Origin of the sequence: Psychromarinibacter sp. S121 (genome assembly GCF_049801035.1) — a bacterium.
In the GTDB taxonomy this organism is placed as follows: Bacteria; Pseudomonadota; Alphaproteobacteria; order Rhodobacterales; family Rhodobacteraceae; genus Psychromarinibacter.
This window is the reverse complement of the sequence record NZ_JBNAGE010000001.1, coordinates 1,571,466-1,597,856: the sequence shown is the minus strand read 5'-3', so window position 1 is coordinate 1,597,856 and position 26,391 is coordinate 1,571,466. Positions and strand designations below refer to the sequence as shown.

General features: G+C 66.6%; 23 protein-coding genes. 17 read left to right on the top strand and 6 right to left on the bottom strand.

The window, feature by feature from the left end:
• Position 1 precedes the first annotated feature (1 nt).
• Together ACP156_RS07760 and ACP156_RS07755 are read left to right on the top strand one after the other, a co-directional pair.
• Positions 2-163: a hypothetical protein gene (locus ACP156_RS07760; protein WP_425050699.1), complete on the top strand. Its 162-nt coding sequence runs from the start codon at positions 2-4 to the stop codon at positions 161-163.
• Complete coding sequence (locus ACP156_RS07755) at positions 160-1,227, top strand: PA0069 family radical SAM protein (RefSeq protein WP_425050698.1); 1,068 nt, start codon at positions 160-162, stop codon at positions 1,225-1,227. The genes ACP156_RS07760 and ACP156_RS07755 overlap by 4 nt, the downstream gene beginning before the upstream one ends.
• 34 nt (positions 1,228-1,261) lie before the next feature.
• Here ACP156_RS07755 and bmt read toward each other — a convergent pair whose 3' ends face one another.
• The 3 genes from bmt to ACP156_RS07740 form a co-directional block, all read right to left on the bottom strand.
• Positions 1,262-2,278, bottom strand: coding sequence for a betaine--homocysteine S-methyltransferase (gene bmt, locus ACP156_RS07750; protein ID WP_425050697.1), 1,017 nt, complete (start codon positions 2,276-2,278; stop codon positions 1,262-1,264).
• A 133-nt stretch (positions 2,279-2,411) separates the two neighbouring features.
• On the bottom strand, positions 2,412-4,310 hold the full coding sequence (locus tag ACP156_RS07745) for a GNAT family N-acetyltransferase (protein ID WP_425050696.1): 1,899 nt from the start codon (positions 4,308-4,310) through the stop codon (positions 2,412-2,414).
• Between the two features lie 199 nt (positions 4,311-4,509).
• On the bottom strand, positions 4,510-4,830 hold the full coding sequence (locus tag ACP156_RS07740; RefSeq protein WP_425050695.1) for a DUF1476 domain-containing protein: 321 nt from the start codon (positions 4,828-4,830) through the stop codon (positions 4,510-4,512).
• A gap of 150 nt (positions 4,831-4,980) precedes the next feature.
• On the opposite strand from ACP156_RS07740, the gene purC reads away from it, so the two are divergent.
• The 11 genes from purC (at position 4,981) to ACP156_RS07685 (ending at position 18,368) form a co-directional block, all read left to right on the top strand.
• Entirely contained in the window at positions 4,981-5,742 is a 762-nt protein-coding gene (gene purC, locus ACP156_RS07735) for a phosphoribosylaminoimidazolesuccinocarboxamide synthase (protein WP_425050693.1), read from the top strand.
• 67 nt (positions 5,743-5,809) lie between these two features.
• On the top strand, positions 5,810-6,049 hold the full coding sequence (gene purS / locus ACP156_RS07730) for a phosphoribosylformylglycinamidine synthase subunit PurS (protein ID WP_425050691.1): 240 nt from the start codon (positions 5,810-5,812) through the stop codon (positions 6,047-6,049).
• A gap of 1 nt (position 6,050) precedes the next feature.
• Complete coding sequence (locus ACP156_RS07725; protein ID WP_425050690.1) at positions 6,051-6,560, top strand: DUF3592 domain-containing protein; 510 nt, start codon at positions 6,051-6,053, stop codon at positions 6,558-6,560.
• Positions 6,557-7,600, top strand: a complete 1,044-nt coding sequence (locus tag ACP156_RS07720) for a zinc-dependent alcohol dehydrogenase family protein (protein ID WP_425050689.1) — start codon at positions 6,557-6,559, stop codon at positions 7,598-7,600. Before ACP156_RS07725 ends, ACP156_RS07720 begins: the two co-directional genes overlap by 4 nt.
• A gap of 11 nt (positions 7,601-7,611) precedes the next feature.
• A complete protein-coding gene (gene purQ / locus ACP156_RS07715) occupies positions 7,612-8,280 on the top strand; it encodes a phosphoribosylformylglycinamidine synthase subunit PurQ (RefSeq protein WP_425050688.1) in 669 nt (222 codons plus the stop codon).
• Positions 8,281-8,326: 46 nt separating this feature from the next.
• Positions 8,327-10,087: a sensor histidine kinase gene (locus tag ACP156_RS07710; protein WP_425050687.1), complete on the top strand. Its 1,761-nt coding sequence runs from the start codon at positions 8,327-8,329 to the stop codon at positions 10,085-10,087.
• 12 nt (positions 10,088-10,099) lie between these two features.
• Positions 10,100-11,431 (top strand): sigma-54-dependent transcriptional regulator, encoded by a 1,332-nt coding sequence (locus ACP156_RS07705; RefSeq protein ID WP_425050686.1) that lies wholly within the window; start codon positions 10,100-10,102, stop codon positions 11,429-11,431.
• Positions 11,432-12,008: 577 nt separating this feature from the next.
• Positions 12,009-14,825 (top strand): Rne/Rng family ribonuclease, encoded by a 2,817-nt coding sequence (locus ACP156_RS07700; RefSeq protein ID WP_425050685.1) that lies wholly within the window; start codon positions 12,009-12,011, stop codon positions 14,823-14,825.
• Positions 14,826-15,045: 220 nt separating this feature from the next.
• A complete protein-coding gene (locus tag ACP156_RS07695; protein ID WP_425050684.1) occupies positions 15,046-15,693 on the top strand; it encodes a hypothetical protein in 648 nt (215 codons plus the stop codon).
• 28 nt (positions 15,694-15,721) lie between these two features.
• Positions 15,722-17,785: a glycosyltransferase family 2 protein gene (locus tag ACP156_RS07690; RefSeq protein ID WP_425050683.1), complete on the top strand. Its 2,064-nt coding sequence runs from the start codon at positions 15,722-15,724 to the stop codon at positions 17,783-17,785.
• Positions 17,775-18,368 (top strand): hypothetical protein, encoded by a 594-nt coding sequence (locus ACP156_RS07685; RefSeq protein WP_425050682.1) that lies wholly within the window; start codon positions 17,775-17,777, stop codon positions 18,366-18,368. The genes ACP156_RS07690 and ACP156_RS07685 overlap by 11 nt, the downstream gene beginning before the upstream one ends.
• Before the next feature lie 18 nt (positions 18,369-18,386).
• Here ACP156_RS07685 and ACP156_RS07680 read toward each other — a convergent pair whose 3' ends face one another.
• Entirely contained in the window at positions 18,387-20,072 is a 1,686-nt protein-coding gene (locus ACP156_RS07680; protein WP_425050681.1) for a hypothetical protein, read from the bottom strand.
• A 625-nt stretch (positions 20,073-20,697) separates the two neighbouring features.
• Positions 20,698-20,940 carry a sulfurtransferase TusA family protein gene (locus ACP156_RS07675; RefSeq protein WP_425050680.1) on the bottom strand — a complete coding sequence of 81 codons (243 nt, stop codon included), beginning with the start codon at positions 20,938-20,940 and terminating at the stop codon, positions 20,698-20,700.
• A gap of 134 nt (positions 20,941-21,074) precedes the next feature.
• On the opposite strand from ACP156_RS07675, the gene ACP156_RS07670 reads away from it, so the two are divergent.
• The 3 genes from ACP156_RS07670 to ACP156_RS07660 all read left to right on the top strand — a co-directional run bounded on the left by ACP156_RS07670 (position 21,075) and on the right by ACP156_RS07660 (position 24,608).
• Complete coding sequence (locus ACP156_RS07670; RefSeq protein ID WP_425050679.1) at positions 21,075-21,827, top strand: cytochrome c biogenesis CcdA family protein; 753 nt, start codon at positions 21,075-21,077, stop codon at positions 21,825-21,827.
• A gap of 133 nt (positions 21,828-21,960) precedes the next feature.
• Positions 21,961-23,256: a hypothetical protein gene (locus ACP156_RS07665; RefSeq protein WP_425050678.1), complete on the top strand. Its 1,296-nt coding sequence runs from the start codon at positions 21,961-21,963 to the stop codon at positions 23,254-23,256.
• Positions 23,253-24,608 carry a cytochrome P450 gene (locus tag ACP156_RS07660; RefSeq protein ID WP_425050677.1) on the top strand — a complete coding sequence of 452 codons (1,356 nt, stop codon included), beginning with the start codon at positions 23,253-23,255 and terminating at the stop codon, positions 24,606-24,608. Before ACP156_RS07665 ends, ACP156_RS07660 begins: the two co-directional genes overlap by 4 nt.
• Before the next feature lie 134 nt (positions 24,609-24,742).
• Here ACP156_RS07660 and speE read toward each other — a convergent pair whose 3' ends face one another.
• Positions 24,743-25,597, bottom strand: coding sequence for a polyamine aminopropyltransferase (gene speE / locus ACP156_RS07655; protein WP_425050676.1), 855 nt, complete (start codon positions 25,595-25,597; stop codon positions 24,743-24,745).
• Positions 25,598-25,718: 121 nt separating this feature from the next.
• Between speE and ACP156_RS07650 the strand changes: the two genes are divergently transcribed.
• Positions 25,719-26,153 (top strand): NUDIX hydrolase, encoded by a 435-nt coding sequence (locus ACP156_RS07650; RefSeq protein WP_425050675.1) that lies wholly within the window; start codon positions 25,719-25,721, stop codon positions 26,151-26,153.
• The last annotated feature ends 238 nt before the right edge of the window (positions 26,154-26,391 follow it).

Genomic DNA, 26,391 nt, shown 5'->3' with positions numbered 1-26,391 from the left:
AATGGCGCATCCGCGCCGGGGGTTTGATATTTTTTTGTGCGATTTCGCCGCGCTGCACTCGGCAGATTGCGACATCAAGGGTGCCGCGACCGACGCGGGCGTCAATCTGCACTGGCGGATGTTCTCTTTACGTTCTATTTTCGCGCCATGGACTCGCACATGATTTCCGCAGACCGGCGCAAAGGGCGCGCGGCGCTTGGCAACCCCGCCAACCGGTTCGACCGGCTGGCATCCGTGGCCGTCGACGACGGCTGGAACCGGGAGGAGGACCTGCCGCCGCTGCGCACCGAGGTCTCGGAAGAGCGGCCGCGCAAGGTCATCACGCGCAACACGTCGCCCGATATTTCCTTCGACCGGTCGATCAATCCCTACCGGGGCTGCGAGCATGGGTGCATTTACTGCTTCGCCCGCCCGACGCATGCCTATCTCGGGCTGTCGCCGGGTCTGGATTTCGAAACCCGGCTGATCGCCCGGCCCGACGCGCCAGAGGTGCTGGCGGCGGAACTGGCCGCGAAACGCTATCGCCCGCGCACCATCGCCATCGGCACCAACACCGACCCTTATCAGCCCATCGAGAAGGACTATGGGCTGATGCGCCGCATCCTCATGGTGCTGCGAGATTTCCGGCATCCGGTGGGGATTGTGACCAAGGGCACGCTGATCGAGCGGGACATAGACATCCTGTCCGAACTGGCGGCCGACAACCTTGTGCGGGTGGGAATCTCGGTCACCACGCTGGACCGCGACCTTGCCCGCCGGATGGAGCCGCGCGTGCCGTCGCCCGAACGTCGCCTGCGCGCGATCGAGAGGCTGGCGGCGGCGGGGGTGCAGGTGCGGGTCATGGCATCGCCGATGATCCCGGGGCTGACCGATCCCGAGCTTGAGAAGATCCTCGAAGCCGGGCGCGACGCCGGGGCGGTCGCCGCAAGCTGGATCATGCTGCGCCTGCCGCACGAGGTCAGCCCGATGTTTCGAGACTGGCTGGCCGAGACCTACCCGGACCGGCTGAACCGGGTGATGGACAAGGTGCGAGAGGCGCATGGCGGCAAGGACTATGACCCCGAGTGGGGCCGCAGGATGCGCGGGCAGGGCGGTTATGCCGAACTGATCGACCAGCGGTTCCGCCTTGCAGTCCGCCGTCTTGGACTGGCCACCGATCTGCCGCCGCTGGACACGACGCAGTTCCGCATCCCCCCGCGCAAGGGAGACCAGCTGGAGCTGTTCTGACCGCCTTTCAGTGTCCGGTCCGAGGCGCATCGTGTCACGCGCGGCGGCGGCGCCGGCGGCTGCGGTCCGGGGCAGGGGCGTCCGCCTCGGTCCCGTCACTGGCGGAGGAGAACCCGCCCAGCTTTGCCGCGATTTCCTCCAGCGAGGGGCGTTCGCCCTTCGGCGTCGTCTCCAGCGCCTCGCGCATCTTTTCCAGATGCTCGGGCATGGTGCCGCAGCAGCCGCCGATGATCGTGGCGCCCGAGTTGCGGGCCATGATCGCGTATTCCGCCATCAGGTCCGGGGTGCCGTCATAGTGGATGTGACCGTCGACGTATTTCGGGATACCGGCGTTGCCCTTGGCGACGATCGGGATGCTGCTGCCCTGGCTGGACAGACCCAGCACGGTGCGCAGCAGGTCCGACGCGCCCACGCCGCAGTTCGCGCCAAAGGCTTCGGGCACCTGCACCAGCTTCTCGGCCAGCGTCGCCCAGCCCTGCGAGGTCAGGCCCATCATGGTGCGGCCCGCGGTGTCAAAGCTCATCGTCGCGACGAAGGGCATGTCCGCCAGCTTCGCGGCCTCGGCGGCGGCTTTCATCTCTTCCGGGGCGCTGATCGTCTCGACCCACAGCACGTCGGCGCCGCCTTCCTTCAGACCCTCGGCCTGTTCGTGGAACATCTCGACCGCGATCTCGTGGGTCAGGCTGCCCATCGGCGCCATGATCTCTCCGGTCGGGCCCATCGAGCCCGCGACGATCACCGGGCGGCCCGCGGAATCGGCGATCTCGCGGCCCAGTTCAGCGGCAGCGCGCGAGAACTCGCGCACCCGGTCGGCGGCGTCGTGCAGTTTCAGCCGCGACGCATTCGAGCCGAACGAGTTGGTCAGGAACAAATCGCTGCCCGCGTCCACCGCGCCCTTGTACAGCGCGCGGATCTTGTCGGGCTCGTCGACGTTCCAGAACTCGGGCGCGTCGCCGGAAGACAGGCCCATGTTGAAGAGGTTGGTGCCGGTCGCACCGTCCGCGAGGATCCAGTCGCGGTCGGCAAGCATGCGGGACAGGGCGTCACTCATGGTACTGTTCCAATGCTGAAAGGGGCCGCGCAAAGCGCACGTCCCGATAGAGGCTGCTGATGCCACTCGTGGCTTCATGACGCAAATTGATAATCGTCATAATCCTGATGAGTTTGACCTCATGTTTATGGCATCAGCGTGGCGTCTTGGCCTCGCGCGGGCGGGTGATCCGGTCTGCCAGATCGACCGCCGCAAGCATCAGGTTCGCGGGCGTCGGGGCGGCGACATACAGCGTCTCCCACGAAGGGCCGAAGCTGGTCTTGAAGCGCCGCAGCCCGTCCGAGCCCGAGATGCTGCGGAACGTCTGCGCCAGCAGCCTGGGCAGCGGCCAGTCGCGCGGAACGGCGGCCAGCGACAGGCGGGTGCACCCCTCGGCCGCCGCCGCCTCGATCGCGCGGGTCACCAGAAGGTGCATGGTGCCCTGCGGCGCGTCGGCGCCATGCACGACAAGGTCCAGCGTTTGCTCGTCATGGCTTTCGTGGAAGGTCAGGAACGCCACCAGCCGGTCGCCGTCATAGGCGAGGTGACAGCGCTGCGCCGCCACGTAGAAGGCCGAGAACACGCCCATCGAGAAGCCCCGCGCCTTTGTCCGCGTCTCGGCCAGCGCCCGCATTTCCGCCAACGGCAGTGCCGCGCCCCAGTCCGACACCACTGTCAGCCCGGATTTCTCTGCCTTGCGGACCTGCCGACGCAATTGCCTGCGCGAGGATGTTTCAAGGTCGAACCGGCGCGGGTCCAGCCAGGCCTCGTGCGATACGGGCACCACCGACCATCCCAGCCGGCGCGCGGCGGCGGCGGTGCGCCCGCCGCATTTGTAGACGCAGGGCACCCGCAACCGATCCTCGGCCGCGCGGTCCAGCGCCTGCAGCGCAACGGCGGGGTCCTGTCCGGGCCGAAGCGGATCGGACAGCATGATCAGGCTTTGCCCGGTCAGCGCCACCATCGACAGGGGCAGGTGATGCGCGTTGCACAGCAGGTCGAACGCGCCCTGCCGGATCAGCCCCGCCTCGGCCCGGCGGGCGGTGTAGGCCAGCGCCTGCGCTTTGACCGGCGGCACATGGGCGGCGATCACCGGGTCCAGCCGGGGCCTGTCGATATCCTCGCGCCGCCGCAGCGCCGGGCCTGCCAGCAGGATCAGCAGCGAGACAGAGGCGGGCAGGGCGAAATACACCAGCCGGAACCCCATGATCGCGGCCAGCAACTCGGGCGCGGGCAGGTGGGGCAGGAAGGTCAGCGAGATATATTCGAACGGGCCGACGCCGCCGGGTGTGGTGCCGAACAGCCCGGCGAACAGCGCCAGCAGGAAAACGGCATAGAACAGGTCCGGCGCGGGCAGGGCGTCTTTCGGCAGCAAGGCGTACAGCGCCAGCGCGGCAAAGCCGGTGTCTGCGGCGGTGTAGATCATCAGCCGCACCTGCGCCCGGATGGGCGGCAGGGCCCGGCGCATGTGCAGCAGTTGCCTGGGCCGCCAAAGCGACATCGCGAACAGCGCCAGCGCCGCCAGCACCCCCGCCGCGGCAAGCGCGCGCCAGCCGCCGGGAAGGACCGGCGTCACCGTCAGCATCGCCGCGGCCAGCACCGCGAGGCACAGCATGAAGGCGACCGAGACGCCGACCGTCAGCCGCGTCGCCTGCCAGACCGTCATGTCCGGAAACATCCGCCACCGCGCCAGCGTGCCGGTCAGCAGGCCGAACCCCGTCAGTTGAGACGCGCCCACCGCGCCGATCCCGGCGATCTGGGCATAGCGTTCCGGCGCGCCGGTGGCGCCAAGCCGGTGCATGACCCATTCGAACCGCCCGAAGGCCCAGAAACTGCCGATGGTGGCAAGCACCGCCACCAGCCACTGTCCCGGACCGATGTCGCCCGCCGCCGCCAGCACCGACCGCAAATCCATCGCCGCCACCTGCCGTACCAGCACGTAGCCCACGACCACCAGCAGCCCCAGCGGCATAAGCTGCCGCGTCAGCAGCGCGCGCAGGCCATCCTCGTTCTCGGTATCGGTCGTCGTGTCCGCCGCCGCGCGGTGCGCCATCTAACCCTCCGGCCAGCCCCGCGAGTGCGATACGCCACAAGCCCTTCGCAAAGGCTTAAGACCCGTGAAAGACGGGCCGGGTGGTTAACAGGACGGTTTGGGGAAGGTGGTCCGGCGCGTTCCTTGACAGGGACGCAAGATCCGGAAGCGCGCCGCCGGTCGATGCCGCCGGCGCGTGTCGTTCATGGGGACGTCCGGATTATTCCGGCAGTTCCTGCATAAGCTGCGCCTTGGCGACGGTCATCAGCTCCGCCATCTTGCCGCGGATCGTGGCTTCGTCGGCCTTGCCTTGCAGATCGCCGGACACCTTGCGGTACACGTCCTCGTCACCGGCTTCCTCGAAATCGGCGCGGATCACTTCCTTGGCGTACTCGTCGGCTTCCGAGCCGGACTTGCCCAGCAGTTCGGCGGCCCAGAGGCCCAGAAGCTTGTTGCGCCGCGCCTCGGCCTTGAATTGCATCTCGGCATCGTGGGCGAACTTGTTCTCGAAGGCGTTCTCGCGATCGTCGAAGGTGGTCATCGGGTCCTCTCGGGCTCTCGTTCCGGTCGTTCCCCATATGCCCGCGGCACCCGCGTTAGGCAAGGCCCGGCTTGTCTTGCGATGTGCGGCCTTCTGGCCTATAGGGGCCGCTCAGGGAAGGGACACCTACCCCATCCGATCGGAGATTCCATGGCAAGGCGCAAGAAGCTTTACGAGGGCAAGGCGAAGATCCTGTACGAGGGCCCCGAGCCCGGCACGCTGGTGCAGTACTTCAAGGACGACGCCACCGCGTTCAACGCCGAGAAGAAAGACGTCATCGACGGCAAGGGGGTTCTGAACAACCGCCTGTCCGAATACTTCATGACGGGCCTCAACAACATCGGCGTGCCGACGCACTTCATCAAGCGCATCAACATGCGCGAGCAGCTGATCCGTCAGGTCGAGATCATTCCGCTTGAAGTGGTCGTCCGCAACGTAGCCGCCGGCTCGCTGTCGAAGCGGCTTGGCATCGCCGAAGGCACCGCGCTGCCGCGCCCGATCATCGAGTTCTATTACAAGGACGATGCGCTTGGGGACCCGCTGGTCACCGAAGAGCACATCATCGCCTTCGGCTGGGCCGCCCAGCAGGACCTTGACGACATGGTGGCGCTTGCGCTGCGCGTGAACGACTTCATGTCCGGCGTCATGCTGGCCGTCGGCATCCGTCTGGTGGATTTCAAGATCGAGATCGGCCGCGTCTGGGACAACGACTTCCAGCGCCTGATCGTCGCCGACGAAATCAGCCCGGATTCGTGCCGCCTGTGGGACATGGAGACCGGCCAGAAGCTGGACAAGGACGTGTTCCGCCGCGATCTGGGCAACCTCGCGGACGCCTACACCGAAGTCGCCCGGCGGCTTGGCGTGCTTCCGTCGAACGTCACCCACGCGACGAAGCCGCATCTGATCAATTGAAAGCGACACCGCTTGCATGCGGTTCGCTGACTGAAGAAAGACGGGCAGGGGCCCCGGGGGAATGCACATGAAGGCACGGGTTCAGGTGATGCTGAAGAACGGGGTCCTCGACCCGCAGGGCGAAGCGGTGCGGCACGCACTGGGCTCGCTCGGGTTCGACGGCGTCGAAGGCGTCCGGCAGGGCAAGCTGATCGAGCTGGACCTTGCCGAAACCGACGCCGAGACCGCCCGCGCGAATGTCACCGCCATGTGCGAGAAGCTGCTCGCGAACACGGTGATCGAAAGCTACGAGATCGAGATCGGCTGAGATGGTCGTCCCGACCTCCCGGACCTTCCTGTGGCGCACGACGCCGGATGGTCGCAGAGAGATCGGGTGGCGTCTGTGGGTGCTGGTCTGGGTCGCGCCGGTGCTGTTCATCCTTGCCGGCGTGATCCTGGTGGCTTGGGAAGGCTGGCGCCACATGACCTTCGTTCCGGCGGAGGGAGAGGTGGTGCGGGTCTACGAGTGGGAAGGCGACGGGATGTTCGGCAAGGGCTCGAAAACCTATGGCCCGGTGTTCCGCTATACCTGGACCGACGGCGCCGAGACCGAGGCGAGCACCGGCATGTCCTACACCGACGCCAGGTTTGCCGTGGGTGACCGCATGGAAATCCGCTATCACCCGAACCGCAAGACCGACGTCCTGCTGCCCGGGCTGGTGAATTTCGCCGCCGGGCTCATCGTCATGGCGATTGGCGCCGTGCTGTCGGTCGTCGCGCTGTTGGGCACCCTGCGCCTGCTGCGCTGGAAACGAGGCACGAAAGGTCAGACCGCATGAAAGCCGCCGTCCTTACAGAATATCGCAAAGCGCTGGACGTTCAGACGCTTGCCGACCCGGCCTGCCCGGAAGACGGCGTCGTTCTGGACGTGCTGGCCTGTGGCGTCTGCCGGTCCGACTGGCATGCGTGGACCGGCGCCGACCCCGACATCGTGCTGCCTCACGTGCCGGGTCACGAATACTGTGGCACCGTGGTCGAGACCGGCGCGCGCGTCACCCGCTGGAAACGCGGCGACCGCGTGATCGCGCCGTTCATCCTTGCCTGCGGCCAGTGTCCGGCCTGCCAGTCCGGCAACCAGACCACCTGTCCCACGCAGGTCGTCCCCGGCTTTACCGTGGCGGGTGCCTTTGCCGAGCGGATCGCGGTCGCCCATGCCGACGTGAACCTGACCCGGCTGCCCGACAGCATGGACCCGGCGCTTGCCGCGGCGCTTGGCTGCCGTGTGACGACCGCGTGGCACGCTCTGACCGGCCGCGCCGGGCTGCGGGCGGGCGAATGGCTTGCCGTCTGGGGCACCGGCGGTGTCGGGCTGTCCGCGATGCTGCTGGGCCGCGCCCTTGGCGCGCGGGTCGCGGTGGTGGACGTGGTGGGCGAAAAGCTGGACCACGCGCAGGACCTTGGCGCGGACGCCGCGATCGACGCCTCGAAGGGCGACCCGGTGGCGCACCTGCGCGAGATCACCGGCGGCGGCGCCCACGTCGCTGTCGAGGCGCTCGGCATCACCGAAACGACCCGCAATGCTTTGCTTTCGCTTCGCAAACTCGGCCGGATGGTGCAGGTGGGGATGCCCGCCGGAAGTCATGTCACGATGCCGTTGCCGATGGACGCCGTCTATTCCGGTCAGCTTGCGATCTATGGTACACGCGGCATGCCCGCCCACCGTTACCCAAGCCTTCTGTCGCTGATCGAAGGCGGGCAGGTGGACTTGACCCCGCTTATCGCCCGCCGCATCGGCCTGTCAGAGGCCAGCACCGAACTTGCCGCCTTCGACGCGCCCGCCCCGCCAGGCGTCGCCGTCATCACCGATTTCTCGTCCTGAGGAGACCGCACATGAAAGCCGCCGTCATCGTCTATCCCGGCTCCAACTGCGACCGCGACCTTGCGGTGGCCTTCGAGCGCGCTGGCGCCGAGGTCACGATGGTCTGGCACAAGGACACCACGCTTCCGGCCGGGCTGGACATCGTGGGCGTTCCCGGCGGCTTCTCGTACGGCGATTACCTGCGCTGCGGCGCCATCGCGGCCCAGTCGCCGATCACCCGCGCGCTGATCGATTTCGTCCATGCCGGCGGCCACGCCATCGGAATCTGCAACGGTTTTCAGGTGCTGACCGAGACCGGGCTGCTGCCGGGCGCGCTGATGCGGAACTCGGGGCTGAAGTTCATCTGCCGCAGCGTGGGCCTGCGTGTCGCCACCACCGACAGCGTGTTCACGCGCGAGTATTCGGACGGGCAGGTGATCCACCTGCCGGTGGCGCATCACGACGGCAACTATGTCTGCGATCCCGAGACGCTGAAGCAACTTCAGGGCGACGACCGCATCGCATTCACCTATGCCGACAACCCGAACGGCTCGGTTGCGGACATCGCGGGCGTGCTGTCCGAGAATCGCCGGGTGCTGGGCCTGATGCCGCACCCCGAGCGGGCTGTGGATGAAGCGCATGGTGGCACCGACGGAGCGGCGGTCTTCCGCGCAATCGCCGGTCTGGTGGAACCCGCCTGACCGCCCTGCGCTTGAGCGCGGTGCGCCGTGGCTCTAGATTGACGCAATGACCGAGACCAAAGACGTGCACAACGACCCCGTGCGCACCGCGCTGTCGTGGCGGGTGCGGGCGTTGCTTGTCGTCTTCATCGGCGCCGCCGTCGCCGTGGTCTGGTTCACCAACCAGTTCCTGACCGAACGCTACACCGTCTCGACCAAGAACCGCGCCGAGGTGCGGCAAACGCTGTACGCCGGCAACCTGCAAAGCGAACTGCAGCGGAACTCGATCGTGCCGCTGCTGCTGTCGCGCGACCCGGTGCTGATCGGCGCGCTGAACTCTGCCGACTTCAGTCAGACCTCGCTGCGCCTGATCTCGGTGAAGGACGAGATTGGCGCCGCCTCGATCATGATGCTCGACGCCAGCGGCCGGACCGTGGCCGCCACCGACCGCGGCCGGATCGGATCCGCGCATCGTCAGGCCCCCTATTTTATCGAGGCTTTGCGGTCGAACGAGACGGTCTTCAACGCGGTCCAGAATGACAGTGGCGCGATGCAGTTCTCGTATTCGCGCCGGATCGAGGCGGGCGGCGAACTGATCGGCGTGATCGTGGTCGAGGTCGATCTGCGCAAGTACGAGCAAAGCTGGTCGACGATTTCGGACGCCGTCATCGTGACCGACAGCGAGGGCACGATCATCCTGTCGACCGAACCGCGCTGGCGCGGACTGACCGAGGAAGAGGCGCTGAAGCTGCGCTCGGCCCCGTCGGCCATCGAACGCGCCATCCGCGCCACCGCCGACTGGGCCGCGCTTCCGACCGAGGCGTTCTATCGCGGCAGCGCCCTGATGCGGCTGGAAAATCGGATCCCGTTCCGTGGCTGGCGCATGATCACCTTCACCACCTACTCCAGCGTGCGCGAGCGGGTGAACGGGGTTCTGGCGCTGGAGATCATGTTCTTCGCCATCCTGCTGGCCGGGGCCTTCTACCTGTCCAGCCGCCGCGCGCTGGCCCGGTCGATCTTTTTCCAGAAGGAAACGGCGGAACTTCGCCAGCTGAACGAAGCGCTACAGCGGGAAATTGCCGAACGCGAGCGGGTCGAAAAGAACCTTGAAGTGGCCGAACAGACGCTTGCCCAAAGTTCTAAACTCGCGGCTCTTGGCGAGATGTCGGCAAGCGTCAGCCACGAGCTGAATCAGCCGCTTGCCGCGATGAAAACCTACCTTGCCGGGGCGAAGCTGCTGCTGCAACGCCGACGCCCCGAAGAGGCGCTGACCAGCTTCCAGCGTGTCGACGATCTGCTGGAACGGATGGGCGCGATCACCCGCCAGCTTAAAAGCTTCGCCCGAAAGGGCGGCACCGCGGTCGAGCCTTTGGACGCAAGAGCTTGTATTTCCTCGGCTTTGTCGATGATGGAGCCGCAGTTGAAGAACCGGAAGGTCCGCATCACCCGCTCGTTGCCGGACGAGCCCGTGATGATCCTCGCCGACCGGCTGCGTCTGGAACAGGTTCTGATCAACCTGATGCGCAACGCATTGGACGCAACGAAAGAGACGGAAGACCCGTCAATTGATATACTTCTGACCGTAGGCCAGATCGCGACCATCACCGTCCGCGACAACGGCCCCGGTATCGAGGATCTCGAGTCGCTGTTCGAGCCCTTCTACACGACGAAAGCCCCCGGCGACGGGGTCGGCCTTGGCCTTGCGATTTCGTCGGGCATCGTGAAGGACCTCGGCGGAAGACTATATGCAAGGAACGGACGGGTGGGCGGCGCCGTTTTCGAAGTGCGACTTCCGCTGATCGATGCGGACGTCAAGGCTGCCGAATGAGGTAAGAACTAAATGACACAGGCTATGAAGATCGCCATCATCGACGACGAACAGGATATGCGTCAGTCGATCAGTCAGTGGCTGGCTTTGTCCGGCTTCGACACCGAGACCTTCGCCAGCGCCGAGGACGCGCTGAAGAACCTCGGACCGGACTATCCCGGCGCGGTGGTGAGCGACATCAAGATGCCCGGCATGGACGGGATGCAGTTTCTCAAGAAGCTGATGAGCGTGGACAGCGCGCTTCCCGTCATCATGATCACCGGCCACGGTGACGTGCCGATGGCGGTCGAGGCCATGCGCGTCGGCGCGTTCGACTTCCTCGAGAAGCCGTTCAACCCCGACAAGATGACCGATCTGGCCAAGAAGGCCACCCAGCGCCGCCGCCTGATCCTCGACAGCCGCGCGCTGCGCAAGGAACTGTCGGACGGCTCGACGCTGATGAAGAAGCTGATCGGCGCGTCGCCGGTGATGGAGCGTCTGCGAGAGGACATCCTCGATCTGGGGCAGGCCGACGGTCACGTGCTGATCGACGGCGAGACCGGCACCGGCAAGACGCTGGTGGCGCACGCGCTGCATGCGGTGGGGGCGAAGGCGGGCAAGAAGTTCGTCCTGCTGTCCTGCGCCGCGCACGACAAGGACTCGCTGGCCGGCAAGCTGTTCGGCCCGGTCGAGGACGGCAGCGGCCTTCCGGCGCTGGAAGAGGCGCGGGGCGGGACGCTGGTTCTGGAAGACATCGAAGCGCTGCCGCAGGAGCTTCAGGCACGGCTGCTGTCGTGGATGAACGATCAGGGCACGCCGGCCGAAACCCGCATCGTCGCGATCTCGAACCTGCAAGAGCAGGGCAAAACCTGCGAGGACGTGCTGCGTCCCGACCTGTACTTCCGCCTTGCCGCGATGAAGATCACCCTGCCGCCGCTGCGCCAGCGCGGCGAAGACATCCTGATGCTGTTCACCCACTTCTCGGAACAGTTTGCCGACGAATACGGCTGCGACGCGCCGCAGGTGTCCGCTCAGGAGGCCGCGCAGCTTCTGCAAGCGCCGTGGCCGGGGAACATTCGCCAACTGATCAACGTGGCCGAGCGCGCGGTGCTGCAAAACCGTCGCGGCACCGGCACCATAGCCTCGTTGCTGATGGCCGAAAGCGACGAGCAACAGCCGGTGATGACCACCGAGGGCAAGCCGCTGAAGGAATATGTCGAGGCGTTCGAGCGGATGCTGATCGACAACACGATGCGGCGCCACAAGGGCTCGATCGTCGCGGTGATGGACGAATTGTGCCTGCCGCGCCGGACGCTGAACGAGAAGATGGCGAAGTACGGGCTACAGCGGTCCGACTATCTTTGACGAATTGAACTGGATCCGCGCGCCGGAATGGTGCGCGGGTCCGACAGGCTGACGGCGCAAAGCGCCGCGCCCATTCGGAACAAGTGTGTCGCGTAAGTCCACGCCGCACCAAGACGTGTCGGGCGACGCGATCTTCCGAACGGCATTCACCCGCAGCAAGTGTTTCCCGAACCATGCCGATCGGATCACATTCGTCATTGTAATGGCGATACATTCGCCCTTATGTTACATGTTAGAGCGATGCGAACGACAGTTTCGTGTTCGCCTACCGAATTGAATTTTCATGTTTTTCCAACCATCGGCCCCCCGCCGGGAAACTCATGAGATCAAAACCAGGCCCGCAGGGGCCGGGGAATCGCCCGCAAAGCCGACACCGGCCGGGCCTAGTTGGCGGCCAGCATAACGGTCGCCGGAGAAGAACCGCGATGAGGCGCGCAGGACGATACATGACAGGTGAGCTGGCCAACGGGCCGGTCATCGAGTCGCGTCGCGTGCCCGATTTCGCCCAGAAAACACCGATCCACAAACTGTCCGCGCCTCCGGGCGACGGGCCACGTGTGCGGTGCTCAAGGACTACATGGCAAAGAAGATGCTCATCGATGCCACCCACGCGGAAGAAACCCGCGTCGTGGTGGTCGACGGAAACAAGGTCGAGGAATTCGACTTTGAAACGGAGAACAAGCGCCAGCTAGCAGGCAATATCTACCTGGCCAAGGTCAGCAGGGTAGAACCCTCGCTGCAGGCGGCGTTCGTTGAATACGGCGGCAACCGGCACGGTTTCCTCGCGTTCTCCGAAATTCACCCCGATTACTACCAGATCCCCGTCGCCGACCGCGAAGCGCTGCTTGCGGAGGAACGCGCCTATGCGGCGCAGGAGGACGACGAAGAGGACGAGGCGCCCAAGAAGCGCCGGTCGCGCTCGCGCCGCAAGCCGAAGTCCGAAAAGGCCGAGGCCGTGAAGTCGGACGACGCCGTCGCCACCGGCGAGGTGTCGGAACCCCGCGACGTTTCCAGCGACGACATTCCCGGCATGGGCGTCGTCGATCTTGACGACGGCTCGGATGACGACGCCGAGACCGGCCCGGTCGACTTGGACGCCGAGGACACCGTCGCCGCCGAGGAGCCGACGGCCGAAGACGCGCCAGTCGCGGAAGCCGAAGAGGCCTCTGATGACGAGGACGACGGCGCCGATGATGACGGCGACGACGACGAGCAGAACGGCGACGACGATCAGCCCTATGCAGCGGTCGATCACGCGACCGAGCTCGATTCCGAAATCGAGTCCGTCGCCGAAGAAGACGTGGCCGAGGAAATTCGCCGCCCGCGCAAGCCGCGAGCCCGGAAGTATAAGATCCAGGAAGTCATCAAGGTCCGCCAGATCCTGCTGGTGCAGGTCGTCAAGGAAGAGCGCGGCAACAAGGGCGCCGCGCTGACCACCTACCTGTCGCTGGCTGGCCGCTATTGCGTCCTGATGCCGAACACCGCCCGTGGCGGCGGCATTTCTCGCAAGATCACCAACGCCGCCGACCGCAAGAAGCTGAAACAGATCGCCGCCGAGATCGACGTGCCGGACGGCGCGGGCCTGATCGTTCGGACCGCCGGTGCGAAACGCACCAAGTCCGAGATCAAGCGCGACTATGAATACCTTCAGCGCATGTGGGAACAGATCCGCGAGCTGACGCTGAAATCCATCGCGCCGGCCAAGATCTACGAGGAAGGCAACCTCATCAAGCGGTCGATCCGCGACCTGTATAACCGCGACATCGACGAAGTTCTCGTCGAGGGCGAGGGCGGCTACCGCGTGGCCAAGGACTTCATGAAAATGATCATGCCGTCCCACGCCAAGAACGTGAAGAACTACGCCGACCAGATGCCGCTGTTCGCGCGCTATCAGGTCGAGTCGTACCTGTCCTCGATGTTCAACCCGGTCGTGCAGCTGCGCTCTGGCGGCTACATCGTCATCGGCGTGACCGAGGCGCTGGTCGCCATTGACGTGAACTCGGGCCGCGCCACAAAGAAGGGCTCGATCGAGGAAACCGCGCTCGAGACCAACATGGAAGCGGCGGAAGAGATCGCGCGCCAGCTGCGCCTGCGTGACCTTGCCGGCCTGATCGTCATCGACTTCATCGACATGGAAGAGCGTAAGAACAACGCCTCGGTCGAAAAGCGGTTCAAGGACAAGCTCAAGACCGACCGCGCCCGCATTCAGGTGGGCCGCATCTCGGGCTTTGGCCTGCTGGAAATGTCGCGTCAGCGGCTCAGCCCTGGCATGCTTGAAGCGACGACGCAGCCTTGTCCGCACTGTCACGGCACCGGCCTGATCCGCTCGGACGACAACCTTGCGCTGTCGATACTGCGCCAGCTGGAAGAGGAAGGCACCCGCCGCAAGTCGCGCGAAGTGCTGCTGAAGGCGCCCATCGGGATCGTCAACTTCCTGATGAACCAGAAGCGGGAACACGTCGCCCAGATCGAGGCCCGCTATGGCATGTCGGTCCGGATCGAAGCCGACCCGCACCTGATCTCGCCTGACTTCAGCATCGAGAAGTTCAAGACCGCGACCCGCCCCGTGGCCGAAGCCGCCCCGGTGGTCTCGGGCACCGCCGCCCTTATGGCCGATATCGACGAGGCCGAGGAAGAGGACACCACCGAGGATCAGGCCGAAAGCCAGACCGAGGAGACCGGTGACGACAACGGCGACGACAAGCCGAAGAAGCGCCGTCGGCGTCGCCGCCGCCGTCGTGGCAGCGGCAATGGCGAGAACGGCGACTCCGGTGAGAACGGCAACGGTCAGGACTCGCAGGACAATGGCGACTCTGACGAGGCCGAGAAGCCTGCGAAGGAAGAGGCCGCCGGGGACGCCGAAGCCAAGCCCGAGGGCGAAGAGGCCGAAGCCGCCGAGGAGAAGCCCAAGAAGCGCCGCCGTTCGCGGTCCCGCTCGCGCAAATCTGCCGAGAAGACCGAGGAAACTGCCGAGGAAAACACCTCTGACGCCGACGCCCAGCCTGAAGCGGCAGAGGCGGTGGCCGAGGAAGCGCCCGCCGAGCCCGTGGCCGAGCCCGTGGTCGAGCCGGTGACCGAGGAAGCCGCCGAGGCGCCCGTGGAAGCCGAGCCCGTCGCGGAAGAGCCCGTGGCAGAGGACGTGGCGGAAGCCCCGGCCGAGCCCGAAGCGGTGACCGAAGAGCCGGTGTCGGAAGCCGAGCCGGAGCCGGTGGCGGAAGTGGCCCCGGAAGAAACTGTAGAAGAAACCGCTGAAGAGACCGACGAGGGCTCTGACGAAGGCGCCCCGGCTGTGGCCGAGGAAAAGACACCCGAGCCTGCAATGGCCGAAGACGCCGCCGATGCGGACGACTCGTCCAAGCCCAAGCGGCGCGGCTGGTGGTCGATGGGCCGCTGACGCCCGGATGACGGAACAACGAAGGGGCGGCCATCGGGCCGCCCTTTTTCTTTGTCCGGGGCGCACCCGTCCGTGCTTTTCGCCGCATGGTTGCCGCCGGAACCGCGCCGGTCGTCCCTGCAATGCGTTAACTTCGTTCAATACCTGCACGAAACGCGCGAGGCGGTTGATAATCGGATCAAAATCCCGCAATCATCGACGTAGGGTCAGGGGTGTTTGCATGTCCGATTTCAGGAAACTCAATACAACGCTTGCGTATGCGAGGCTGGGTCTCGTTTCGCTTACCGCCGCCATCGCGCCGATTACCGGCACCGCGCAGGAACTGTGCGGCGCGGATCTGTTCGAGGGCGAACCGGATGCCGACAGCCTGATGGCCAAGACGCTGGAATTCCTCGACCTGCTGGAAGCAAGCGGCGTCGTGGCCTTCACCGGGGTCGAGGGCAAACTGTCCGTCGCTTCGGCCCGGCAGGCGTTGCTGGACGGTGTGGCCAGCGCCACGCTTCTGACCTGCGTGGTCAATGCCGACTCGATCGAGTTCTCGGACGGGGCGGAGAACCTTGTGATCGCCTGCGGCGGTCTTGGAACGCCCACCATCGTCACCGCCCCGGCGCCCGCCGCCGATGACGTGGCCGAATTGGACCTTGGCACGCTGATCGAGGGCTCCGGCGATCAGGACGCCGGTGACCAGGAAGCAGCCGACGAAGCCGGTGACCAGACCGACGAGGTGGCCGAAGCCGGCGATGCAGAGGCCGAGGCCGAGGAAACGACCGAGGTGACCGCCGCCACCGAAGCCGGTCTGCCGACGGGACAATTGTTCTGTACCACCGAGATCGCGACCATCGAGCAGTACCTGAGTTCCGAGGCCTAGGCCCGAACCGACGTCCCGCGAGACGCCTATGATTTCAGCTTTCATTCCTTTTCGCGACTGGTCACTGGAACGGCTTCAGACCTGCATCGACTGCCTGAACGCGCTGCCCAGCATTACCGAGATCCTTCTTGTGGACTTCGGCTCTGCCGCGCCGCTTGGCCCGGTCGACGGCTGTCGCGTCGTGCGGGTGGAGGCAAGCCGCTGGTGCCTGTCGGAAGCCAACAACATCGGCATCGCCGAGGCCAGCAACGATGTCGTCCTGAAGATCGACGCGGACGTGCAGCTTTTGCTGCCGGACGAGACTTTGGCCGATCTTGCGGGCACAGTGGCCAGCGGCCGGACGGCATTCGTGAACCTGCAGGCGACCGATTTCCAGTACGAGGACGGCAAGCCCGCGCGGATGCGGCTGCGCCCAAGCTGGGGCGAGGGGTGCTGCAACCTGTTCAGCCGCGCGGCGCTGATCGAGATCGGTGGTTTCGATACCCGGTACTTCGACTACGGCGGCGAGGACAACGACCTGTGCCAGCGGTTGCGGCGCTATGGCCGCCGGGTGGATGTGTTCCGCTCGGACCGGGTGCTGCACGAACGGCATCCCTTTTCGGACGCGCGGGCACAGGGGCAGTTCACCGAAGAGCACAAGAAGACGCTGCTGGCGGATATGTCGATCTTCCGCCGCCAGCCGTTTCGCTATTCCGACTATCGAAACCCCGATGTCTTCGGCCCCGCGATCACCGTCGCCATCGCCACCATCGACCGCACCAACCGCAGCGATCACCTTGCCTATTGCCTGAACGGCCTTGCCGCGCAGACCGTGCAGGACTTCGAGGTGGTGATCTGCGAGAACGGCACGTCCCCCGAGGCGCGGCTTGACGAGGCCGGGCTGCGCGCGGCGTTTCCGATGCTGGATATCCGTCTGCTGTCGCTGGACGAGCCGTCGATCCCCACCGCGCGCAACCGGATCACTGATGCCGCGCGGGGCTTCTACATCGCGATCCACGACGACGACGATTTCTCGTTCCCGTCGCGGTTCGAGGATCAGCTGGACTGTCTTGCGACCAATGACGGCGCGCACGGATGTCATTCCAGCTGGATTGAGTTCGACGAGGGGACCGGCGGGTTGAAGTCCTTCGTCGGCCAGTCGCGCGACATCAACGATCTGCTGCGCAGGCGCGGCAAGGTGGCGCTGCATGGCACCGGCTTCTACCGCCGCGACGTGATGGAGCGGATGCGCTACGACGAAAGCCTCGTTCTCAGTTCCGACCACCACCTGCACACGCGGATGGCGCTGGCCGGGCTCAGCATCCCGCACACCCGCAAATTCCACGTCCTGCGACGGCTGCACGGCGCCAGCGTGTCCGCCACCGGCCCCGAGATACAGCGCGACGTGTCGGGGCGGACCAATGTGGCCTACAAATACTTCATGGGCGGGTCTTTCCTTGCGGCGGTGCGGGCGCGGAAGGAAAAGAAACTGTGGTCCGCCGGTTTCCCGACCATGCGCGAGATGCTGGCCTATCTTCCCGACGACTTCGGCGCGTTCCGCATCGACCTTGATGTCGAGGCGGCGTTGTCGCTGGGGCTGGACCCGGTCTTCGGCGCCCGTGGCGGCACGGCAGAGCAGGAAATCGGCGGCCTGGCCTTCATGCCCGCGTACCGGGGCTATGGCTATGACACGCGGCTTGTCCTGCGCTCGGTCCGGTCGATGACGGCGGGCGAGGCGATTGCCCGGCTGCCGGAATACCGCGACCTGCGCGGGGTGGATGTGGTCTCGGACGCAGAGCTCACCAGCCACCCGGCGCTGCGCGACCTTGACGCGCTGGTGGTAGAGCAGGGGCGGCGGCGGGTCATCTCGCGCCGCTACCCCGACATGCAGACCGCACTGGCGGCGCTGCCGCGCACGGTCCTCAGCTTCGGGCTGGGCCGGATCGACTTTTTCGCGGTCAACCACCCGGACGAGGGCGTTCACGTGCTGCTGGGCACCTACAAGACGGTCACCGATCTGGAACATGCGCTTAGCATGGCGAACGGCGGCACCACCGGGGATTTCATGCCGGTTTCGAACGGCGGCAAGCGGGGGAGCTTCAATGGAAATTAGCTTCCACTACGCGCGCGACCGTCAGTATTACGCGATACGCTTCGACGCGGGACCGTTTGAAACGGTGCCTTTCCTGCGCGAATTGCGCTTCTGGGGTGTCGACCGCTTTCCCTGTCCGCGCCTGAGTACCGTCGCCGCGCTGCTTGCGCTGCGCGATCACCCGATGGACTCGGCCACGCTGAGCAACGCGGAACTCAACGCCCCGGTCTGCGCCGCGATCTCTGAGCATTTCGGCATCGAGATCCACCCCTCGAAGTACAACACCGAACGGCGCGACCTTGCGGGCGGCGACCTGCTGATTGCGCCCTCCCGGTTCACCGCGCCGCGCGATCCGCGCACCTTCATCGACGGCGGCGAGGTGCTGACATGGATCAGCCTTGATGACATCGGCGGCCCGCTTGGCGGCCTTGTGCGCACCAACATCGACGCGTTCGACCTGGACACGATGACCAAGAACCTTGTCGTTGCGCTGTGCTGCGCGGGCAAGGAGGTGGGGCATATCGTGCTGGAGGGCGCGACACCCGAGCTTGGCCAACTGATGCACTGGATCGGTCTGGAACTGATCGACCCCGCAGACGTCTGACGCCGCGAGCCCTCCGGATCACTCGTCGCGCAGCTTGGACAGCAGGCTGTCGCGCAGCTTTTCCTCGACGGTTTCGGGAATGCCGGTCGACGCGCCGGTGCCACCCGCGCCACGGAACGGCGCATGTACCGCGTCCTCGTTCGCCAGGTAGATCTCCAGCACGCCGCCGTCGGGGTTGTAGCCCGAGCCGACGAAATCCCTCGGCGCCGCATGAAGCCCGTCCGCCAGCACGCCTGCGCCTTCCGCCGCCCACGTGTCGTAGAACCGCACCTGGTTCTCCGAGATCTGATAGTCGACACGGACGATCCGGCGGACCGGAAGCCCAAGCTGGGCAACGACCTGCCGGGTGGTATCGATCATGTCCTCGTCGACGCTTGGTTCGGCGAAGATCCAGACCATCAGGTCACCGCTGTTCGGGATGACGACGACCGGCTCGGGCGGGGTGGTGTCGGTCACGGGTGCGAGGCCGCTGGTCCCGGTGGCGCCCAGCAGGACAAGGGCGCTGCGGAACGGCGGATCGGCGGGGGCCGAGGCAAGCACGGGGGCAGGGCGCGCGCCCGGCGTTTCCAGCACCGGCGGCGTCGCCCATGCAAATACCTGCGCCGGCGGCGTCAGGCCGGCCAGGACCGGAAGCGCGCCGGTGTCGATGGCCGTCTCAAGGGTGTCAGGGCGGCCAAGGTCGCGCAGACGGTCCTCTGCGGCGCCGTCCGCCGTGAAGGGCCCGCGCTCGGCGCTCAGGGGCATCTCGCCCTCGGTTGGCCGTGGTGTGGGCAAAGTGGCCGAAGCCACCGCCTCGGGCCGCAGCGGCGCAGGGCCGACGACCGGGCGGGTGGGGCTCGCCGGAGCGACAAGATCGGTGGGGCGCGGCGGCGGCGGCGCATCCGCCGAGGCCGGAGCCGGGGGCGCGGGCGAAATGTCGGGGGAGGGCGATGCAGGCCCGGCGTCGAGTTCCGCCAAGGCGTCCGGGCTGTCCGTAACGGGTGTTTCCGCGATCGGAGCCTCGGCGACAGGCGCCTCCTCGGTCGCGCTTTCTTCTGCAAGCCCTTCGACAGTCGCCGTCTCGACCGGCGGCGCGTCGACCGGGGGAACGTCCGCTGCGGGATCCTCGGCTGGCGCGGCCTCCTCCGGTGGCGTGTCTGCGGTCACGCCGGTCGGCAGGCCGACGACCGGCTCTCCCGGAAGGTCTGGCTGCGCATCGGCGTCCGGGGCTTCTGACAGGGCCTCTGATAGGGCCGAAGTCGGCTGGATGTTGGTCAGCACGCTTTCCGCCGCCGCATCCGGTTCGCTTTCCGACGAAGGCGCGATCTCGGCAACGTCTTCGGTGACGGGCTCACCCGTTACGACGCTGTCGCTGACGGCGTCTTCGGCCACAACACCTGCACTTGCGACCTCGTCTGTCGCTACACCGTCGGGCACGACGTTCTCGGTGAAGATGCTGTCCGGTTCGGCGGTCTCGAGAACCTGGCCCTCGACCGCGGGCGGCGGGGTCTGGTCCATCGCGACAGGATCGCCCTGTGGGGCAGGCGACTTCAGCAGCATCGCCACGGCGCCAACGCCCAATCCGGCGAAGAACCCCAGACCCACGTTCACCATGCGCCGCCGGTTCGACCGTGGCGGTCTTTGCGGCGGATGTGCAGCGGGCGCGAGCTTCTGGATGCGCGTGTCGGCTTTCTTCCGGTCGAACGGCATCGCGGTGGAAGCCACCGCAGGCGCTGCGGTCGGCGGGACCGCAGGCGTCGGCGTCGGTGCGGACGGTGGGAACGATGGCGCTGCGGGCTTCGGTGCCGCAGCAGCAGCCCGCCTTCGGTCCAACAGCGGCTTGAGGGCCGACTCTCGCGCAGCCATCGCGCCGGGTTTCGCCGCCTGCGCCGCAGCGGGCTTGCCCGCGCCCTCGGGGCCCCGTTTGGAGGCCCGTTCGGAGGCAGGCTCGGACGGCCGTTCCGGCGGCCGCGTCGCGGCTGGATCGGCGGTGGTCCGGGCGGCCGGAGCCGTGGAAAATAGCGCTGTAGGAGAGTCCGGCGGCGCGTTTTCAGCCACAGGATCGGGCTTCAGTGACGGCCGTGGTTTGGGATTGTCCACAGGGGGTTTGACCGCGGACTCCCCGGCAGCCTTCGCCCGCAGCACTTCCTCGCGTTTGGCACGCGCTTTCTCAAGACGGGCCTCCCAGCTCATCTCGTTCAGTGCTTTCCGGTTTTCCGATGGAATCCCAGTCACTTATTGCGATCCCCCAAAAGATCGACATCGGCTATGACGCTGACCAAATCGCGTCGGCTTGGCCCATATAATGCCCTTGCAGCACCAGAGACGCAAATCGCCGGATCGGCGCTTTTCAGCCGGTTTTCCTAATGAAATAGACCTGTTCCACCCCGTCGACGGCGCTCTCCAGAAGCGTGTGTCCGGCCTCGGAACAAAAGTGCGGGATATCCACGACCGCGACCGGATCGTCGGCTATCACCCGCATCACCTGACCGGGCGTCAGCGCCTGAAGACGCTTGCGCAGTTTCAGGACGGGCAGGGGGCAGATCAGCCCGCGCGCGTCCAGTTCGGCGTCGAAAGAAATCTCGTTCTCCATAGCCCGCCTGATAGGGCCGTGCGGTCCGGCAGGCAACAGTCCACGGGGATGTGACTTTCGGAACAGGTGACGCCGGGCGGGACGCGGGCTATGCAGACGCGACACGCGGACACGCAGCAGCAACCGGGACGGCCATGTTCGGCATAGACATCTTCGACGCCAGCCTCATCCCCGCGATGATCGTCGCGCTATCGGCAGGCTTCATCTCGTTCCTGTCGCCCTGCGTCCTGCCGATCGTGCCGCCGTACCTCGCCTATATGGGCGGCATCAGCATGGGAGAGATGCAGGGCTCTATCGGCGACCGTCGCCGCGTCCTGCTGGCGGCGCTGTTCTTCGTGCTGGGGCTGTCGACGGTGTTCCTGTTTCTGGGGTTCACCGCCTCGGCCTTCGGAGCCTTCTTCCTGCAAAACCAGGAATGGTTCGTGGTCGGGGCCGGGATCGTGGTGATGGTCTTCGGCGCGCATTTCATCGGGGTCTACCGGATCGGCTTCATGGACCGCGAGTTGCGGGTAGAGGCCGGCGACAAGGGCGGCAGCGCTTTCGGGGCCTACGTGCTGGGCCTTGCCTTCGCCTTCGGCTGGACCCCCTGCATCGGCCCGCAACTGGGCGCGATCCTGTCACTGGCCGCCTCGGAAGCCAGCCTTGTGCGCGGCACGACGCTTCTGGGCGTCTACGCACTTGGGCTGGGCATCCCGTTCCTGCTGGTCGCGCTGTTCTTCCCGCGCCTTCAGGGCGTGATGAACTGGATGAAACGCCACATGGACCGGATCGAGAAGGTGATGGGGCTTTTGCTGTGGACCGTCGGCCTGATGATGCTGACCGGCCAGTTCACCGCCTTCTCGTTCTGGCTGCTCGAGAGGTTCCCGGCGCTCGCCACCATCGGTTGAAGCCCGGATCGGCGCCGCAACAATCCGGCGCATTTGCATCACTTTGTTGCTCGTTCATCGGGGGTAAACTTCCGGCGGCTTATGTTTCGCGGGCCTCTGCGCTAGGCTCGTCTGGAACCTGAAAGGCCGTTCCATGGCTCATGATCCGAGTGGCCCACAGCCTGCCTCCGTCAAATGCCGCCGGGTGTTCTACATCCCCGGCTACGACCCGATTCACCCCCGCCGCTACCGCGAACTGTACCGCACCGAATCCGCCGCCCAAGCCGGGATCAGCGGGTACGAGATCGGGATCAGCCCGCGCAGCGGCGAACGCTATGGCTGGGACGTTGCGGCGCGGATGGACGGCCACCCGGTGCAGGCGCAGGTCGAGGTGCTGGTCTGGTCCGACCTCGTGCGCGACTCGATGTCGAACGGGATCGGCGCGACCTACCTGCAACTGGCGCGAACCGCATGGACCTATATCGGCAGCGGCACGCTGCGGCGGCTGATGTGGATGCGGAAGGGCCCGGTGATCGCCGCGCTCTACCCGGTGGCGATGCTGCTGGGACAGGCGCTGCTGGCGTTCGTGATCGGCGCGCTGGCCGGAACCGTGGTGACCCGCGCGCTCGACTGGCTGGCCGGTCTGGCGCTTGGCCTGTTCGGGGCCACGGCGGGCGGCGCGGTCTGGTCGGTGGCCCTGTCGCTGATCTGGTGGGCCTGCCTGCTGGGCGCGGGCTATGCCGTTCTGCGGTGGTTCAAGGCGCGCGACGGCAAGCTGTTCGCCTATTACCTGATGCATGATTACGCCCATTCCTGCCAGCTGGACGGCGCCTATCCCGACGACCTCGAAGCCCGCCTTGCCGAATTCACGGACACCATCGCCCGCGCGCTGAACGACGACGTGGACGAGGTTCTGGTGGTCGGCCACAGCTCGGGCGCGCACCTTGGCGTGTCGATCCTCGCCGACCTGATCCGCCAGAACCGGGCGCCCGCCAACGGCCCCGCGCTGTCGTTCCTGTCACTGGGGCAGGTGGTGCCGATGGTGTCGTTCCTGCCGAAAGCCGACCGGCTGCGGGCGGACCTGCACTATCTCTGCCAGCGCGAGGAACTGACGTGGATCGACGTGACGGCGCCCGGCGACGGTTGCGCGTTCGCGCTGTGCGACCCGGTTGCCGTGTCCGGCGTCGCGCCGGAGCGCGGCAAACGCTGGCCGCTGGTCTTCTCGGCCGCCTTCACCCAGACCCTGTCCGAGGAGACGTGGAAAGCCCTGCGCTGGCGTTTCTTCCGGCTGCATTTCCAGTACCTCTGCGCCTTCGACCGTCCGCGCGACTATGACTACTTCCGCATCACCGCCGGGCCGATGACGCTGGGCGAACGCTATGCGGGCCGCGAGCCCTCGCGCTCGCGGATCGACGTGGCGGTCTCCGCGCACACCAGCATGGCCGCATGATCCCGCCGAAACCGCCGTCCCGGCCCGGGCGCGTGTCGCTCTGGCGCTACCTTCGTCTGTTCCGGCAGGACATCCTGTCGGCGCAGCCCGCGCGTCTGTACCGCGCGTGGATGGCCGAATTCCGCACGCCGTTCTTCCGGTCCTACCTTGTGAACCAGCCCGAACTGGTGCGCGAGGTGCTGAACGAACGGCCGATGGATTTCCCGAAATCGGACCGGGTGGGAGAGGGGCTGCGCCCGCTGCTGGGTCAGTCGGTGTTCCTGACCAACGGCGAAACATGGCTGCGCCAGCGCCGCATCATCGACCCCGCGTTCGAGGGCGGGCGCCTGCGCGATACTTTCCCCGCGATGCTGGACGCGGGGCGCGCGGCGGTGGCGCGGCTTGACGCGCGGGCGGGCGGCCCCGTCGAGATCGAGGAAGAGATGAGCCACGCCGCCGCCGACGTGATCTTCCGCACCCTGTTCTCGATCCCCATCGAACACGAACTGGCCTCGGAAGTGTTCCGCCGCTTCCGCGACTACCAGCGCACCCAGCCGATCCTGAACCTTGCGGCCTTCGTGCCGCTGCCGCGCAGGCTGCCGCGCTTTCACCGCCGCCGTACGGTGCGCGCCGCCGGCGCCATCCGTGCGCTGATCACGCGGCTGACGGACGACCGGATGTGCGAGATCAAGGGGGGAACGGCGCCCGACGATCTGGCAACCAAGATCATGACGACCGCCGACCCGCAGACCGGCGAACGCTTCTCCAGCGCCGAGATGGTCGATCAGGTCGCGATCTTCTTTCTCGCGGGCCACGAAACCAGCGCCTCGGCCCTTGGCTGGGCATTGTATCTTTTGGCGCTGCACCCCGAGGTGCAGGACCGCGTGGCGGCGGAACTGGCGGAACTGCCGCCCGCGCCCTCCTTCAGCGACATCGCCCAGCTTCGCCTGACCCGCGACGTGTTCCGCGAGGCGCTGCGCCTCTACCCGCCGGTGCCGATGATGGTGCGCGAAACCACGTGCCCCGAGCACTTCCGCGACCGGGACATCCCGCAAGGCTCGCAGATCGTCCTCAGCCCCTGGCACCTGCACCGGCACGAGCGCCTGTGGGACAACCCCGACGGCTTCGACCCCGACCGCTACGGCACCGAGAATGGCCGGCAATGCCTGCGCGATGCGTTCATCCCGTTCTCGTCGGGCAAACGGGTCTGTACCGGCGCCGGCTTCGCGATGGCCGAAGGACCGCTGCTGCTTGCGCTGCTGGTGAAAGCGTTCCGGTTCGAGCGGATCGAAGGCGACGATCCGATGCCGGTCGCGTTCCTGACGGTCCGGTCCAGACACGGAATCCGCCTGAACGTGTCGCGCCGCACCTAGGGGGCGCTGCCCCCGCCGCACCTGCGGTGCGACTCCCCCGAGGTATTTCGGAAGAGAAGAAGCAGCGCCGGCGTGCCTTCTTCTCTTTCAAAATACCTCGGGGAGCGCGAGGGGCTGGCCCCTCGCACCTTTGGTCAGGGCATCAGCCGCGCGATGTAGGGCGGCAGCGCGAAGGCGCCGCGGTGGACGTCGGGGGTGTAATAGTCGGTTTCGATCTCCGCGGCTTCGAAGCGTTCGCGCAGGGTATCGATGTCGGTGTGCCGCGCCTTGCCGTCGGTGCCCCAGCCAAAGGCCATCGGACCGCCGGCATAGGTGGGGACCGTCGCGGTGTAGCAGGTCCAGTCGCGGAACAGTTCCTTGAAGGCGCGCATCGTGTTGGTCAGTTCGCCGCCCTGCAGGAAGGGCACGCCGTTCTGGGTGACGAGGATTCCCTCGGGGCTCAGGGCGCGGTGGGCGTGGCCGTAGAAATGGTCGGTGAACAGCACTTCGCCCGGACCGACGGGATCGGTCGAGTCGATGATGATGACGTCGTAGCCGCCTTCCGTCTCGCGCATGAAGTCGGCGCCGTCGGTGATGACAAGCTCCAGCCGCGGGTCGTCGAACGCGCCGTCAGAGATGTTCGGCAGGTATTGCTTCGAGAACTCCACCACGCCCGCGTCGATCTCGACCATGGTCAGGTGTTGCACCGAATTGTGCTTCAGCACCGTCTTCGCCATGCCGCCATCGCCGCCGCCGATGATCAGGACCCGCCGGGCGTCGCCGTGGGCGAGGATCGGCACGTGGGACATCATCTCGTGGTAGATGAAATTGTCGCCCTCGGTGACCTGCACCACGCCGTCCAGCGTCAGGATGCGGCCGAAGGTCGGGTTCTCGAACACCCGCAGGCGCTGGTGGTCGGTTTCGTTGTCGTAAAGGACCTGCTCCTCGCGCAGGGCCTGGGCGTGGTCGGCGTGCAGACGCTCGACGCTCCATCCGGTCATGTCGGTCATAGGAACTCCCATGTGTTTTGCGGGTCTGTTGCGCCGGGCGGCGCGGAAGTCAACCGGCAAGGCCGGGTCGGGGGCGGAATCGGCGATTTCGCAGGGCGGCGCGGCGGGGTAAGCAGGGCGCATGGACAGACGACCGAAACTCGCCGCGCTCGCGGTCGTGCTGCGCGATGCAGAGGTGCTGCTGGTGCGCCGGCGCAATCCGCCGGATGCGGGGCTGTGGGGCTATCCCGGCGGTCACGTCGAGTGGGGCGAGACGGTGGCCGAGGCCGCGGTGCGCGAGTTGCACGAAGAGACCGGCGTTCGGGCTGAGGCCGTGGGCTGGCTGGACAACCTCGACACCATCGTGCGCGACGCGGACGGCGCGGTGCAGCACCATTACCTGCTGGTGGCGATCCTGTGCCAATGGCGCGGGGGAACGCCCGAGCCGCGCGACGACGTGTACGAGGCCGCATGGCAGCCCGTGGCCGAGGTGCTGGCAGGACGCCTCGAAGCGTCGGCGCGGGTGGACGATGTGCTGTCGCGCGCGCTGGCGTCCGTGGGTGGTAAAGAGGCCTGAAAAAGGAAAGGGCCGCCCGGCCACCCGGTCAGAACCGGTGGCCAGGCGACCCTGTGCCTGTCCCTTGCGCGGGTTTTCCCGTCTCTCAAGGTTGCGTCGGGCGCGTCATCCCCGCGCGCCCGTGTCGGCGCCTTGCTGGCGCTCTGTCCGTCGCCTTTCCGGCGCTCTGGTCGTTATGGCGCGATGGCAAGCAGCGCTCATCCCGCCCTTCGCGGCCCTCGGGCCGCGGCGGCCACGC

Excerpts from the sequence above, each read along its gene's own strand:
- ACP156_RS07700 (WP_425050685.1), top strand. The coding sequence starts at position 12,009 with ATGGCAAAGAAGATGCTCATCGATGCCACCCACGCGGAAGAAACCCGC.
- bmt (WP_425050697.1), bottom strand. The coding sequence starts at position 2,278 with ATGAGTGACGCCCTGTCCCGCATGCTTGCCGACCGCGACTGGATCCTC.
- purC (WP_425050693.1), top strand. The coding sequence starts at position 4,981 with ATGGCAAGGCGCAAGAAGCTTTACGAGGGCAAGGCGAAGATCCTGTAC.
- ACP156_RS07665 (WP_425050678.1), top strand. The coding sequence starts at position 21,961 with ATGGCTCATGATCCGAGTGGCCCACAGCCTGCCTCCGTCAAATGCCGC.
- speE (WP_425050676.1), bottom strand. The coding sequence starts at position 25,597 with ATGACCGACATGACCGGATGGAGCGTCGAGCGTCTGCACGCCGACCAC.
- ACP156_RS07695 (WP_425050684.1), top strand. The coding sequence starts at position 15,046 with ATGTCCGATTTCAGGAAACTCAATACAACGCTTGCGTATGCGAGGCTG.
- ACP156_RS07660 (WP_425050677.1), top strand. The coding sequence starts at position 23,253 with ATGATCCCGCCGAAACCGCCGTCCCGGCCCGGGCGCGTGTCGCTCTGG.
- ACP156_RS07755 (WP_425050698.1), top strand. The coding sequence starts at position 160 with ATGATTTCCGCAGACCGGCGCAAAGGGCGCGCGGCGCTTGGCAACCCC.
- purQ (WP_425050688.1), top strand. The coding sequence starts at position 7,612 with ATGAAAGCCGCCGTCATCGTCTATCCCGGCTCCAACTGCGACCGCGAC.
- purS (WP_425050691.1), top strand. The coding sequence starts at position 5,810 with ATGAAGGCACGGGTTCAGGTGATGCTGAAGAACGGGGTCCTCGACCCG.
- ACP156_RS07760 (WP_425050699.1), top strand. The coding sequence starts at position 2 with ATGGCGCATCCGCGCCGGGGGTTTGATATTTTTTTGTGCGATTTCGCC.
- ACP156_RS07740 (WP_425050695.1), bottom strand. The coding sequence starts at position 4,830 with ATGACCACCTTCGACGATCGCGAGAACGCCTTCGAGAACAAGTTCGCC.
- ACP156_RS07720 (WP_425050689.1), top strand. The coding sequence starts at position 6,557 with ATGAAAGCCGCCGTCCTTACAGAATATCGCAAAGCGCTGGACGTTCAG.
- ACP156_RS07705 (WP_425050686.1), top strand. The coding sequence starts at position 10,100 with ATGACACAGGCTATGAAGATCGCCATCATCGACGACGAACAGGATATG.
- ACP156_RS07725 (WP_425050690.1), top strand. The coding sequence starts at position 6,051 with ATGGTCGTCCCGACCTCCCGGACCTTCCTGTGGCGCACGACGCCGGAT.
- ACP156_RS07670 (WP_425050679.1), top strand. The coding sequence starts at position 21,075 with ATGTTCGGCATAGACATCTTCGACGCCAGCCTCATCCCCGCGATGATC.
- ACP156_RS07675 (WP_425050680.1), bottom strand. The coding sequence starts at position 20,940 with ATGGAGAACGAGATTTCTTTCGACGCCGAACTGGACGCGCGCGGGCTG.
- ACP156_RS07710 (WP_425050687.1), top strand. The coding sequence starts at position 8,327 with ATGACCGAGACCAAAGACGTGCACAACGACCCCGTGCGCACCGCGCTG.
- ACP156_RS07685 (WP_425050682.1), top strand. The coding sequence starts at position 17,775 with ATGGAAATTAGCTTCCACTACGCGCGCGACCGTCAGTATTACGCGATA.
- ACP156_RS07690 (WP_425050683.1), top strand. The coding sequence starts at position 15,722 with ATGATTTCAGCTTTCATTCCTTTTCGCGACTGGTCACTGGAACGGCTT.
- ACP156_RS07745 (WP_425050696.1), bottom strand. The coding sequence starts at position 4,310 with ATGGCGCACCGCGCGGCGGCGGACACGACGACCGATACCGAGAACGAG.
- ACP156_RS07650 (WP_425050675.1), top strand. The coding sequence starts at position 25,719 with ATGGACAGACGACCGAAACTCGCCGCGCTCGCGGTCGTGCTGCGCGAT.